General features: G+C 31.4%; 11 protein-coding genes and 1 pseudogene. 5 read left to right on the forward strand and 7 right to left on the reverse strand.

Annotated elements, in window-relative coordinates; all coding sequences use genetic code 11:
- The first annotated feature begins 65 nt into the window (after positions 1–65).
- From BQ9840_RS07050 to rpoD, 5 genes and pseudogenes are all read left to right on the forward strand, one after another.
- Positions 66–947 carry a Rossmann-like and DUF2520 domain-containing protein gene (locus BQ9840_RS07050; protein ID WP_255371026.1) on the forward strand — a complete coding sequence of 294 codons (882 nt, stop codon included), beginning with the start codon at positions 66–68 and terminating at the stop codon, positions 945–947.
- The gene (panB, locus tag BQ9840_RS07055) at positions 922–1,752 is read left to right on the forward strand and encodes a 3-methyl-2-oxobutanoate hydroxymethyltransferase (RefSeq protein WP_077369119.1); all 831 of its coding nucleotides are present in this window, start codon (positions 922–924) and stop codon (positions 1,750–1,752) included. Before BQ9840_RS07050 ends, panB begins: the two co-directional genes overlap by 26 nt.
- A 12-nt stretch (positions 1,753–1,764) precedes the next feature.
- Complete coding sequence (gene panC / locus BQ9840_RS07060; RefSeq protein WP_077369120.1) at positions 1,765–2,598, forward strand: pantoate--beta-alanine ligase; 834 nt, start codon at positions 1,765–1,767, stop codon at positions 2,596–2,598.
- Between the two features lie 10 nt (positions 2,599–2,608).
- Positions 2,609–2,956 carry an aspartate 1-decarboxylase gene (panD, locus tag BQ9840_RS07065; RefSeq protein WP_077369121.1) on the forward strand — a complete coding sequence of 116 codons (348 nt, stop codon included), beginning with the start codon at positions 2,609–2,611 and terminating at the stop codon, positions 2,954–2,956.
- Between the two features lie 171 nt (positions 2,957–3,127).
- Positions 3,128–3,949: pseudogene (gene rpoD / locus BQ9840_RS07070) on the forward strand (RNA polymerase sigma factor RpoD); the annotation flags it as partial.
- A 66-nt stretch (positions 3,950–4,015) separates the two neighbouring features.
- Here rpoD and BQ9840_RS07075 read toward each other — a convergent pair.
- The 7 genes from BQ9840_RS07075 to BQ9840_RS07105 form a co-directional block, all read right to left on the reverse strand.
- A complete protein-coding gene (locus BQ9840_RS07075; RefSeq protein ID WP_077369123.1) occupies positions 4,016–5,479 on the reverse strand; it encodes a TrkH family potassium uptake protein in 1,464 nt (487 codons plus the stop codon).
- Entirely contained in the window at positions 5,457–6,836 is a 1,380-nt protein-coding gene (gene trkA / locus BQ9840_RS07080; RefSeq protein WP_077369124.1) for a Trk system potassium transporter TrkA, read from the reverse strand. The genes BQ9840_RS07075 and trkA overlap by 23 nt, the downstream gene beginning before the upstream one ends.
- A 126-nt stretch (positions 6,837–6,962) precedes the next feature.
- Complete coding sequence (locus BQ9840_RS07085; protein ID WP_077369125.1) at positions 6,963–8,393, reverse strand: TraB/GumN family protein; 1,431 nt, start codon at positions 8,391–8,393, stop codon at positions 6,963–6,965.
- A gap of 18 nt (positions 8,394–8,411) precedes the next feature.
- Positions 8,412–9,308 carry a sensor histidine kinase gene (locus BQ9840_RS07090; RefSeq protein WP_077369126.1) on the reverse strand — a complete coding sequence of 299 codons (897 nt, stop codon included), beginning with the start codon at positions 9,306–9,308 and terminating at the stop codon, positions 8,412–8,414.
- A gap of 16 nt (positions 9,309–9,324) precedes the next feature.
- Entirely contained in the window at positions 9,325–10,077 is a 753-nt protein-coding gene (locus BQ9840_RS07095; protein WP_077369127.1) for an ABC transporter permease, read from the reverse strand.
- Positions 10,070–10,990: an ATP-binding cassette domain-containing protein gene (locus tag BQ9840_RS07100; protein ID WP_077369128.1), complete on the reverse strand. Its 921-nt coding sequence runs from the start codon at positions 10,988–10,990 to the stop codon at positions 10,070–10,072. The genes BQ9840_RS07095 and BQ9840_RS07100 overlap by 8 nt, the downstream gene beginning before the upstream one ends.
- A gap of 87 nt (positions 10,991–11,077) precedes the next feature.
- Positions 11,078–11,773, reverse strand: a complete 696-nt coding sequence (locus BQ9840_RS07105; RefSeq protein WP_077369129.1) for a response regulator transcription factor — start codon at positions 11,771–11,773, stop codon at positions 11,078–11,080.
- Between the last annotated feature and the right edge of the window lie 19 nt (positions 11,774–11,792).

Below are 11,792 nucleotides of genomic sequence, written 5' to 3' on the forward strand. Positions count from 1 at the left end.
TTATTGATTCTTTTATATGTTTTATGTTACTATTAATATGGCTCATATCCTTTTGGAATGGGACTATGGTACAAGGAGTGAAAAAAATGAATATAGGTTTTATAGGTGCCGGAAAGGTTGGCTGTTCCTTCGGACACTACCTCAAACAGCAAGATTTACCTATTGTTGGCTACTATAGCCGAAGTAAATCTTCATCTTTTTATGCCGCAAACCTAACTAGAAGCTCACCTCTTAACTTTGATGAGCTAACCAAAAAATCTGATTATATCTTTATAACAACACCAGATGATGTAATTAGCAGCATATGGAGGCAAATGCTTAAATATGATTTAGAAGGAAAATTCATATTCCATATGAGTGGCTGTTTATCTTCTAGTGTATTTAAAGGTTATAAAGATAAAAATGCACACTGCTATTCCCTTCATCCATTATATTCCTTCGCAGGGAAAAATTCATCAAACTTAAAAAATACTATTTTTTCAATAGAAGGTGAAAACATCGAAAAAGTAGAACCACTTCTTCAAAAAGCTAATATAAATTATTTTGTAATTGAAGAAGAAAACAAACCGCTGTATCATGCATCAGCAGTATTTGTTTCTAACTATATAGTTTCACTGGCAAAGATTGCAGAAAATTTGCTCATTAAATGTGGACTGAATAAATCTCAATGTGTGAATGGAATATATCCTCTAATGGAAAGTACACTAAATAATATAAAAGAAAGTGGAATTGATAATTCACTAACAGGCCCAATAGTACGAGGAGATATACACACTGTTGAAAAACATTTAGATAGTCTTGATGAATATGATGAAATATATAAAAGTTTGGGGACAATAGCATTGGATATTACAAAACAGCAAAAAAGCTTATCAAATGATACTATTTGTGAATTGAAAAAAATACTAAGAGGTGATTGTAATGAAAAAAACTGTAGCGACATTTAAAGATGCTAAAAATAAAAATGAAAAATTATCAATGGTAACTTCATATGACTATTCTATGGCAAAATTAGTTGATGAAGCAGGAATAGATGGTATATTAGTTGGAGACTCTTTGGGGATGGTAACATTAGGCTATGATGACACCTTAGCTGTTACAGTAGATGATATGATTCATCATACAAAGGCAGTAAGTAGAGGTGCTAAAAACGCTTTAATCGTTGCAGACATGCCCTTTTTGTCCTACCACATAAGTATAGAAGACAGTATCAAAAATGCCGGCAGATTGATTAAAGAAGGAAATGCACACTGTGTTAAATTAGAAGGTGGAATTGAAATTATAGACAAAGTAGAAGCAATAATAAAAGCACAAATACCTGTGATGGGACATATTGGTTTAACACCTCAATCTATTAATATGTTTGGCGGTTTTAAGGTACAAGGAAAGACTATAAATCAAATACAGAAGCTAATTGATGATGCTAAAGCTTTAGAAGAAGCAGGGGTATTTGCAATAGTTTTAGAATGCATACCTGAAAAAATAGCAAAAATAATCACAGAATGCGTATCCATACCTACTATTGGAATAGGTGCTGGAAAGTACTGTGATGGTCAAATATTGGTCGTAAATGATATGTTAGGTATGTACTCTGACTTCACTCCTAAGTTTGTAAAACAATATAAAAATTTAAAAGAAGATATAAATGAAGCAATTAATGACTATATAACTGATGTAAAAAAGGGTACTTTCCCAGAAGAAAAACACAGTTTTAAAATAGATGAAAAAATATTAGATGAATTAAATAAATAGGGGGCGACAAAGATGAGAGTAATTAATTCTATAGAAGAAATCAAAAAAATTAAAAGGGATAATATCTCCATAGGTTTTGTACCTACTATGGGATATCTCCATGAAGGCCATATAAGCCTTATAAAAAAAGCTAAAGAAGAAAATGACATTGTAATCACAAGCATCTTTGTCAATCCAACACAATTTGGTCCGAATGAAGATTTCGAAAAATACCCTAGAGATGAGAGTAGAGATCTTCAAAAATGTGAAGAAAATGGTTGCGATATAGTGTTCTTACCTCAAGTTGATGAGATGTATCCTGATTCTTTTCTTACCTTTGTACAAGTAGAAGAATTGGGAAAAGGACTATGTGGAAAATCTAGACCAACTCATTTTAGAGGAGTTACCACTGTTTTAACTAAGCTATTTAATATTGTTAAGCCTGATAGAGCATACTTTGGACAAAAAGATGCACAACAGCTAGTTATAGTAAAAAAGATGGTTGAAGATTTAAATATGGATGTAGAAATAATAGGCTGCCCTATAGTTAGAGAAGCAGATGGATTGGCCATTAGTTCAAGAAATACCTACTTAAGTCCAGAAGAAAGAAATGATGCATTATTCTTAAATAAATCACTAAAATTAGCAAAAAATATAATTGAAAATGGCGAAAAGAATATATCTATAATAAAAAATGAAATGGAAAAGGCAATACTATCAGGAAATAACAATGCTATTGACTATATTGAGTTTGTAGATACAAAAACATTGAACCCAGTTTCAGAAATTAAAGATAATGTACTCATTGCAATAGCTGTAAAAGTTGGTAAAACTCGACTCATAGATAATATAGTTGTAGAATTGTAGGAGGTCAATTATGCAAATAACTATGTTAAAATCAAAAATTCACAGAGCAACAGTAACTGATGCAAATCTAGATTATGTAGGAAGTATAACCATAGATGAAAAGCTTATGAAAGAGGCAAATTTATTTGAAAATGAAAAAGTTCAAATAGTAAATATAAACAATGGAGAAAGATTTGAAACCTACGTAATCAAGGGCCCTTCTGGAAAAGGTGATATTTGTCTAAATGGCGCCGCTGCAAGACTTGTACAGCCAAAAGATAAAATTATCATCATGTCTTATTGCATAATTGATGAAAGTGAAGCAAAAAATTTTAGTCCTAAAGTTGTTTTTGTAGACGAAAACAATAATTCAATATAATTAGAAACAAGTAAAACCACCTCCTTTTCTATCATCTCCAACATAAATATACAAAAATTATTAATAACTTTTGTAACATTGAAGGTATATGATAAGATATAGTTAAGAGCAAAGGAGATGTTTAGATGTTTATTATTTTCATGAGGAGGTGGATTTTATATGAAAGATAATAACGATCCTGTTAGAATGTACTTAAAAGAAATAGGAAAAGTCCCACTCCTTACAAAAGATGAAGAAATTCAATTAGCTAAAAGAATAGAAATGGGAGACGAATCTGCAAAAAAAATACTAGCAGAATCAAATTTGAGATTAGTAGTCAGTATAGCTAAAAAATATATAGGAAGAGGAATGTCTTTTTTAGATTTGATACAAGAGGGAAACTTAGGCCTTATAAAAGCATTGGACAAGTTTGACTATACCAAAGGTTACAAATTCAGTACCTATGCAACTTGGTGGATACGTCAATCAATAACTAGGGCAATAGCAGATCAGGCTAGAACTATAAGAATCCCTGTCCATATGATTGAAAATATCAACAAACTTGGTAGAATAGAAAAACAGCTTGTGCAAAAACTGGGAAGGGAACCAGAACCCGAAGAAATAGCCGAGGTAATGGATTTAGATGTGGATAAAGTTAGAGAAATAATGACAATAGCACAAAAACCCATATCATTAGAAACCCCTATTGGAGAAGAAGAAGATAGTCAACTAGGTGATTTCATAGAAGATGAACATATACAAACCCCTGTAGAAATAGCAACACATACCTTACTCCGTGAACAACTATTGGATATTTTAGAAACCTTAACCCCTAGAGAAGGAGAGGTGCTAAGATTGCGATTTGGTTTAGACGATGGGAGAACTAGAACCTTAGAAGAGGTTGGAATAAAGTTTGACGTTACAAGAGAACGAATAAGGCAAATCGAAGCAAAAGCACTTAGAAAACTTAGACATCCCAGTAGAAGTAAAAATTTGAAAGGATATTTAGAGTGAAATAAGTTAGGGCGACCTTTGGTCGCCCTCAAACAACTGAAATGATAATCAATTTTATTGGAAAAATTAAACATTCTTTGATAATATCTCTTTTTTCCATGTCTTAGGTGCAAACAATGCAATAATCGTAAACAATTCAAGCCTTCCTAATAACATAAATACAGATAACGTCATCTTACCAAGTTTGCTAAATTGGCTATAAGTTCTGGCAGGCCCTACAAGTCCAAGACCAGGTCCAACATTTCCAAGGGTTGCAGCTACTGCCCCTGCTGAACTTTCAAAATCAATTCCTTCTAGAGAAATTACAATTGTCCCCAATACAAATATTATAATATATAGTATAAAGAAACTTGATATGCTTGCTACCGTTTCATTTGGAACTACTTTATCTCCAGTTTTTATTGGTATAACTGCCCTAGGGTGAAATATCTTGGCAACTTCCCTTTTTATTAATTTTAATAATACCAATATCCTAATGTTTTTCATTCCTCCTCCAGTAGATCCAGCACATCCACCTACAAACATGAGTAGAAAAAGTATTCCCTTACTAAAAGTAGGCCATTTATCAAAATCCACTGTAGCATAGCCAGTAGTAGTTATAATTGAACTAACTTGAAAAAATGAATCCCTCAAAGATAAACCTATATCATGATACATGTTCTTGTTTATATTATATGCAATCAATATAACTGCAGCAGTTATTATACCTAAATATAACCTCAGCTCTTCATCTTTTAAAACTTCTCTCCATTTACCTTTAGAAAGAGAATAATATAGTGAAAAGTTAATTCCTGATAGCATCATGAATATCCCAATCACCAAATGTATATAAGTACTATCATAAGCGCCTACGCTTGAATTCTTTACAGAAAAACCACCAGTACCTACCGTTCCAAAAGTATGAACAGCTGAATCAAATAAAGACATTCCTCCAAATAATAATAGTATTATCTCTATAAAAGTGATGATTATATATGTGGTATACAATATTTTTGCTGTATCCTTAACCCTAGGCACTATTCTATCTGGCATAGGACCTGGACTTTCTACTTTGAAAATTTGAAAACCTCCTACTCCCAAAGTAGGTAAAATAGCAATAGTAAAAACCAATATCCCCATTCCACCAATCCAATGGGTAAAAGATCTCCAAAATAGTATTCCATTGGGAAGTGCCTCTACATTGTCAACAATTGTAGCGCCTGTTGTTGTAAAACCTGAAACTGTTTCAAAAAATGCATCTACCCAAGATGGTATACTACCTGAAAATATAAAAGGTAGAGAACCAAAAAATGAAGCTAAAATCCAACCAAATGCAACAATAGCCAATCCTTCTTTAGCCTTAATTCCTTTTTTATTTTTAAAACACTTACTCATTATAAGTCCAATAATTCCCGTTATTATAATGCTATATAAAAAAGCTAATTTATCTGTTTGGTTATAATATATTGCCACTAAAAGTGAAGGAATCATGAGTCCTGATTCTACTAAAAGTAAATTTCCTAATACTTTAATGATTACTCCATAATTCACTTAAAATTCCTCCCTTATTAGGTTTAATCAACTTTTCAAAAGATGCCATATCAGAACTTAATGAGAAAACAACTATTCTATCTTGTGGATAAATAACAGTATCTCCATTTGGTATAATCACTTCTCCCTTGTGAACTATTGCACCTATGATGATCCCCTTTGGTAAACCTAATTTAGATAAGGGCTTACCTACAATTGGCAAATCTTCGCTTGCAATTACCTCTGTAACTTCTCCCTGTCCTCCTAAAAGTAAAGAAACTGATACTACTTTTCCACCTCTAATAAATTTTAAAATATCACTTGCTGTAATATTTATAGGATTTAAAGCAACATCTATATTCAATTTATCAATTATATGAATATAATTTGGTCTACTAATCTTGGCAATGGTCTTACTAACTCCTGATTGCTTAGCTACTAATGCCATTAAAAGATTTTGCTCATCAAATCCTGTTGCCCCTATAAAAGCATCCATTGAAGCTAAATCTTCTTCTTCTAAAAGATTAATATCGGTTCCATCTCCATGGATTATCAAAGTTTGATCAAGCTTTTCAGCTAAATATTCACAACGGTTTTTATCTTTTTCAACAATTGTAACATATACATTTGACTTTTCTAGTCTTTGAGCTAAATAGTATCCAATCTTTCCTCCACCAAAAATCATAACTTTTTTAGTGTGTTTTTTATCCATATTGGTTTTAAGTCTTTCGCCTAATTTATTAATACTCTTGCTTTTACCTATTACATGAATTACATCATCTTCCATTAATTTTGTTGAACCATTGGGTATAATTAAATCTCCATCTCTAGATATTGCTGTAATAAGCACCCCTTCTAAACCCTCTATATCCATTATTCTCTTACCTATAAAACCTTCAATACCTGCTATATTGAAATCTACCATTGAAACTTTTCCTTTGGCAAAGTCACCAGAATAAAAATTGTAGCTTTTTAACAGATATCTCTCGATTTCAATAGCAGTAGTTAAATCAGGATTTATAATATGGTCAATTCCCATTTCAGTTTTAACAAAATCCAATTGTTCAGTAAACTCTGGATTTCTTATTCTTGCAATGGTTTTTTTACATCCTAGTTTTTTGGCTAAAGAACAAATTAGCGTATTTGTTTCATCACTACTTGTTGCTGCAACTAGCAAGTCGTAAGTCTGGATATTAAGCTCTTTCAATCTTCCAATTTGAATTCCATTTGCTACAACAGTTAGTACATCTAAATGATCATTAATTCTTTCCAAAGTTTTAAAATTTACATCTACTAATGTTACATCAATATTTTCATTATTCATTAGTTCAGCTAGTTTGTATCCTAGTTTACCAGCACCTACAATCATAACTTTCATTTCATATTCACTCCTATACAAATCATATAACATTATTATAACAGCTTTAAAAATAATTAACATCCCAAACAACGGGGACGGTTATTTTTGTTTGAAATTAAATAAAATAACCGTCCCTTGTGTTCACTATTTAGTTAACTGTTTAACTGTATATCCTTTATCTTTCATAGCCTTTATTATGCCAGTGTCTCCAACTAAATGACCTGCTCCTACTACTACAAAATAGGTTTCACCATCTTCGCTATTTAAATATTCTTCAACTTTATTTGACATATTTTCATTTCTTTTATTAAAGAGCATTTTGTTGAATTCCTGATTCCCTTCTTGGTTGTTTTTTTCCATGAACTTCTCGAATTCTACCATGTCACCTTTTTTCCACATATCTAACATATACTTTATAACTTCCCCTTGAACATTTACATCAACATCATTTTCTTTAACTTCAACCAATGAACTTTCTAATAAGCTTATTTGAAGTTCATTTGACATTGAATCAAATAAGTCTGCTTGAAACTTAATTCCTTCAATTTCTAATATCTCCTTATTTGAAAACATAGCTTTAGTCATCAAGTTAAAATCTATTCCCATAGTTGCATCAAGAGAAGCATCTTGCATATCTAATCCTTGAACTAAAAATCCTGCATACCAAGGTTTTACCTTTTCAAATTGTTTTGGATCAAGACCTGCTGCACTTATTTTCTCAACAAATGCCTTATATGTTTCAGGTGGAACATTCTTTTCTAAAGTATTGTCATCAGTATATATAGCCTTTTCCATCATATATTGAAGTCCTTCTTGATCTCCAACAATATCAGCTTCTACTGCTAATGCATCAGATTTGTCAAAACTTTCTAGTATACTTTCGCTAAATGGATATACACTTGAATCTGCCACATGTATTGACCCTAATACATATACACTATTTTTACCATTTGAAACTTCCCACAAAAATCCTTTTGCAGCTCTATCAGTCTTATGTATTACAAAATCATAAGCTCTAGCAAATAGTGAAAGTACCTCTTCTCTTGTACAAACATCACTTAGTCCTAAATTGTTATTTGATTTTCCCTTTAGTATTCCATTTGAAACTATAGAATTAACTTTGTCCTTAGAATCACCTAATATACTTGGTTCACATTTGTCTATTACATTGTAGATAATAACTGCAACATCTTCCCTTGTAACAATTTCTTCTGGAAGGAACTTATCTCCCTCAACTGTAATCAATTCTAAAGCAATTGCCTTCAGTACTCCTTTATCTTCTGTATCTTTAAAAGGATTTGATGATATAGGAGTAACTTCCTTCCCTGAAAGCTTTTCATATAATGTAGTTGCAAAGTTTGCTAACTCAGATCTTGTAACCCCTTCTTTAAACTGAGAGAAATATCCCTCATCTGCTAACTCTTGAATCTCTGCTTCCATTAAATATTCTACAGCCCAATCACTTGCAACATCTTTTGGTGTATCCTGTCCTCCATCTGCAAATGCAATACTAAAACTAGAAAAAACAATTGTTAATACTAATAATAATGATAAAAACTTTGAATTTCTTTTCACTCGTTTATCCCCTCTCTTTTATATTTTCCACTTAATTATAATACTAAGATTACAATTATGGAATTCTAAATTTATATCATGACCCATTTGTTCAACTAACTCCTTAGTTATGGCAAGACCAAGACCAGTATTTTCCCCACTTCTAGTCCTATCTGATGTAAAGAAACGTTCAAACAAATGGCTCACATCTTCTTCTTTTAAGTTTTCTGCATCATTTGAAAATGTGGTTATGACATGATTTTCATCTTGTTTTATTGATACAGATACATTGGCATTTCCATATCTCAATGCATTCTGTATTAAGTTTGAAAAAATCCTTCTTACTGCATTTTCATCAGCAATAACTAATGATACATTCTCATCTATATCTACAATAGGCTCTATCCCCTTATTTAGAAAATCATTATAAAAAGAGGCTAATAGATCACAAATTATATTAGATAAATTTAAGGATTTCAAGTCAAATTTATATTCCTTTGATTGAAGCCTTGATAGTTCATAAAAGCTAGAAATCAAATTTTGAAGTGATTTTGTCCTGTTTTTTACTATCTCAATATATTGATTTCTCTCTTCAATAGAAAGTTCATCATCCATCAGCTGTATATAGCCCATTATTGATGTAAGTGGAGTTCTCAAATCATGAGAAACATTGGCAATAGCCTGTCTAAGTTCCATATCCATCCTCTTATACTCAACTTCAGTTCTTTGTTTTTCTTCTAAGGACTTATTTATCTCTAAAATCAAATTTCCTAACTGTTTATTACAAGTAGGATTTAATATTTTAGAACTAGTGCTAGTATTATTTATTTCATGTAGTTGATTTGTAATATTATCAATATCTCTTCTTGATAAAAAATATAAGATGGCAAATATGCTTCCTATAATTGAAATAACAATAACTATTAAAGTTTCCATACTTGCCACCTCCACTTTACTTTACTTCTGCTTTCTTAAAATATATTAAACTTAATAACGTAAAAACTATAATATACATAACTCCTACTTTACCTGCAAAGATCAATTCATTAGTTGTTATAGGAGCTTGGTTTCCTAGTTTTTCAATAAGTTGTACTGTAATAAGTCTTTCATAGATAAAAGAAAATTTATCTACCTTTAGTGAAACTATCCTAATAAGGGTCCTAAAAGCTACAAATATTCCCGCATAAGTAAATGCAGATGCTGTATTGTTTTTAATGACAAAGCTCAAAAAATGGCCTACTGATATAGCTCCAATCCATAATGGAACTGCAGCTAATAATCTGAGTGCAAAATCTTTTACAATACTTAATGAAAAATCCGATCCAATTCCAAATAGTATTGCTCCACTTCCAAAATACACAGCCAATATTATAATAGCTGATATTATAGAAAGTATAACTGAAACCATAAGTTTTGATAATACCAATTTATTTCTTGAAAACCCAAAGGAAACAACATTTTTAAGAGTCTTATTCTTTATTTCCTCTGATGTTACCATTTCGATTATCATTGAAACTAAAAATACTGGCAATACAAGATTTTGAATCCCAAACTCAAATAACATATTATAAGACACACCGTTCGTAAAACCTATCTTAATCATTATAACTCCAAATAATGCAAAAGCAGCTACTCCTAATGTCATACCCCAAAAATATACTCTGTTAAAGTTTCTATACAATTCAGCCTTTATATAATTACGCATTGTGAGCACCTCCAATCAAGTCAATGAAATATTTCTCTAAATTTGCACCTACTTGATTGATTTTAGATACCTTAACTCCAGCTTTTATAAGAGCTTCTGTAACAACTTCTGGAGTATCTACACATTCGTACAATCTAATTTCATTGTCATTTAATACCTCATAATCACTACATCCTAGTTGATTTTCAATAACTACAATAGCCTTTGCTGTATCGTCAACTTTGATTGATAAGTGATGTCTACACTTTTCATTTAACTCAGTAGCTGATATCTGCTCTATTAAGTTTCCATTATGAATAAAACCATATTTTGTTGCAAGTTGTGAAAGCTCACCTAATATATGACTTGATATTATAATAGTAGTATTTCTTTCTTTGTTTAATTTCAATAAAAGTTCCCTGAACTCCACAATCCCAGTAGGGTCAAGTCCATTTATAGGTTCATCTAAAATAAGTAAATCAGGGCTTCCCATTATAGCAAGTGCTAATCCCAAACGTTGTTTCATCCCAAGGGAGAAGTTTTTGAACTTCTTATTATTATCCTCAAGCCCTACTGCTTTAAGGCTTAGAGCTACACAATCCTTTTCTTGAATGCCTCTTTGAATTCTATAATACTCAAGGTTTTTTCTAGCTGATAGGTATGGGAAAAAACTTGGTGTTTCAATTATAGATCCTGTTCTCATTCTAGCCTTGTTCAATCCATTTTCAGATGCTTCACCGAATAATTCGATTTCTCCGTTCTCAGGCATAGTAAGACCTAATATGATTCTAAGTAAAGTAGTCTTTCCTGCTCCATTCTTACCAACAAGTCCATAGATATCTCCCTGATTTATTTCTATATTCGCATTGTTTACAACAATATTGTTATGATACTTTTTAGTTAAATTGTTAGTTTTAAGTATTGTCTCTGCCATTTAATTCAACCTCCCTTTCTCGTATGACTATATATTAAAACATAATCTACAAGAAACTTTAAAGAAAGTCTTAAGAAAGTCTTAAGTTTAATCACTCATTTTAAAACCAATTCCCCATACTGTATGAATATACTCAGTATCAGGATCAATCTTAGCTAATTTTGAACGGAGATTGCTTATGTGAACATTTACCGTATTATCATCACCTAAAAATTCATCATTCCAAACATGCTCAAATATATTAGCCTTTGTAAAAACCTTATTGGGATATTCCATCAACAGTTCTAATATGGCAAATTCCCTAGCTGTAAGGATTATTTCTTCACCTTTAACCGTAACTTCTATCTTTTCCCTGTCCAAAACTAAATCCTTATGTTTAAAAATATCTGCATTTTTTTCTGTGTTAGAAAACACCATATAACGCCTTAACTGTGCCTCAACTCTTGCTAAAACTTCATTTACATCAAAAGGTTTGGATATAAAATCATCTGCCCCAAGTCTTAATACTTCTATCTTGATATCTTGGCCCGGTTTTGCAGAGATAACTATTATAGGCATAGTTTTGACCTTTCTTAATTGGAAAATAAGTTCTTCCCCTGTTACCCCGGGTAACATTAAATCCAACAAAACCAGTTGAAAGTCATATAATTCAAGGCACATCTTTGCTTCAGAACCTGAATAAGCTTGCCTTACATTGTAACCTTCTTTACTCAATATTTTGTATAGCAAATTGTTAATATCTCCATCATCTTCTACTACTAATACGTTAATATCAGTATTCATATAGATACCACCTACTTTC

The organism is Anaerosalibacter sp. Marseille-P3206 (genome assembly GCF_900155565.1).
Taxonomy (GTDB): Bacteria; Bacillota; Clostridia; order Tissierellales; family Sporanaerobacteraceae; genus FUHM01.